Here is a 1,623-nt window from a genome sequence, read left to right as displayed (position 1 = left end):
GAACGACTTCAAGGGGACCTATGATGAGTTCCTCGCAAGCAAAGGGATTGAGGGTTGATAACGCTCCCCTGTGCAATAAGATAATGACCAACGCCGCAGTTTACTGCGGCGTTGTTATTTGTAGGCTTGCCCGAATAAGCACTGATTGCCAGTTAACTCAGTTGGTTTACTCAGTTGATTAGCTAAGCGCCCATAGTAAAGGCATTACACTATCACTTGATGGTAGGTTTCAACATGGTATGACTCGACCAATTCGGGCATCACTTGGTGGAAGTAGTGCACAATGGCGTCCTTGGCGCAATGTTGCTCAAAGGCGGCAATGTCGACGAATTTTTCAACAAAGGTGACGCGGCGTGGCTCGTCACGGCTCAGGTTTAGTTCATAACGGATACAGCCCGCTTCACGGCGCGTCGCGGGGATAAGGCTTGCAAGGGCCGCAATTAATGCTTGGGTTTTACCTTCCTTTGCTAAAAAGCTGGCGACACAAACCAGTTGTTGTTGGTTGATACTAAAAGCCGTGGCGTGGGTCATAGAAATTCCTTATGGTGTTTGCCTGGTCATTATGGGGTTGCGGCGCTTATTGCTGAACCGCAGCGGTTTGATAGCGCATATCGATATGGGCAATGCCATCCTCTAAATACACGTCGGAACAGGGGACAAACCCCAGTTTTTGATAAAAACCTTTAAGGTAATCTTGGGCGCCAATTTGTATGCCTGCTGTGGGCCAAGTGGCTAAGGCGCTGGCGATAGCATGTTGCATTAAGGGTGTTGCGAGCCCTTGTCCGCGCCCCAGCGGCGCAACCACGACGCGGCCAATGCTTGCCTCTGGATAACTTATCCCCGGCGGCAAGATCCGCGCATAGGCGAGGAGTTCTCCGCCGGTGGATAAGGCCAATAGATGTTGGGTTTCAGGATGTCGGTCTTTATTGTCAAGTTCTGGGTACGCGCAGGCTTGTTCCACCACAAATACATCGATCCTCAGCTTTAAAATATCGTATAGCGTATTGGCATTTAATTGATTAAAAGTCAGGTTTTGCCACTGCAAATCAGCACCTCGGTAAATAGTGTAATCGTGTGAGTCTAACACAGCCTAAAGATCCGCAAAAAGCGTCTTTAGGTTGTGTGCAGTACACGACTGTGATTGAGACTGACGATAAACATCCAGCCTAAAGTATTCGGCAATAACAGCATGATTAGGGCGGCAGCGTCTTTTACTGGTGCTGTCGCGTTATCTAACAATAAACAATAATAAGGCAAACAGGGCAATGCATAACAGTGTGCCCATCAGTAACCTAACATTGTTAGGCTGATCTGTCTTTGCATCCGGGAATTCGGAATGAGTAAAACCTCGCGGCACCTAATCTTATTCACGATAAGTTGCCACTTGTGGGGGGCGCAAGCAGACCTCAGCCATCTCAGCCTTTTACCCAAGTGGGCGTTCATAAAATAACCTTGTTGGCGAATTGCTTATCACCTGAGGGCAATATAAGCTGGCCTAAGTAACAGGCTGCAATAGACCTTTTGGTTTTCCTGATACAGCGACTATTATTAATTTAACATTTAATCCAAATTTGGAGGAATCCTCATGAGCTTATTTAAAGAGTTCAAGGCTTTTGCATCCCG

The 1,623-nt window shown here is 47.4% G+C and carries 2 protein-coding genes; both read right to left on the bottom strand.

Features of this window, described 5'->3' with window-relative positions; all coding sequences use genetic code 11:
- Positions 1–204: 204 nt before the first annotated feature.
- On the bottom strand, positions 205–531 hold the full coding sequence (locus tag ACRCZA_RS04665) for a putative quinol monooxygenase (protein WP_438673306.1): 327 nt from the start codon (positions 529–531) through the stop codon (positions 205–207).
- A gap of 46 nt (positions 532–577) precedes the next feature.
- On the bottom strand, positions 578–1,045 hold the full coding sequence (locus ACRCZA_RS04660; protein ID WP_438673307.1) for a GNAT family N-acetyltransferase: 468 nt from the start codon (positions 1,043–1,045) through the stop codon (positions 578–580).
- Positions 1,046–1,623: the final 578 nt, after the last annotated feature.

Source organism: Shewanella sp. (assembly GCF_051658185.1).
In the GTDB taxonomy this organism is placed as follows: domain Bacteria; phylum Pseudomonadota; class Gammaproteobacteria; order Enterobacterales; family Shewanellaceae; genus Shewanella.
The sequence above is the reverse complement of the archived record's forward strand: the minus strand, read 5'-3'. Positions and strand labels throughout refer to the sequence as shown.

Coding starts and splice junctions, on each gene's coding strand:
- ACRCZA_RS04665 (WP_438673306.1), bottom strand. CDS start 531: ATGACCCACGCCACGGCTTTTAGTATCAACCAACAACAACTGGTTTGT.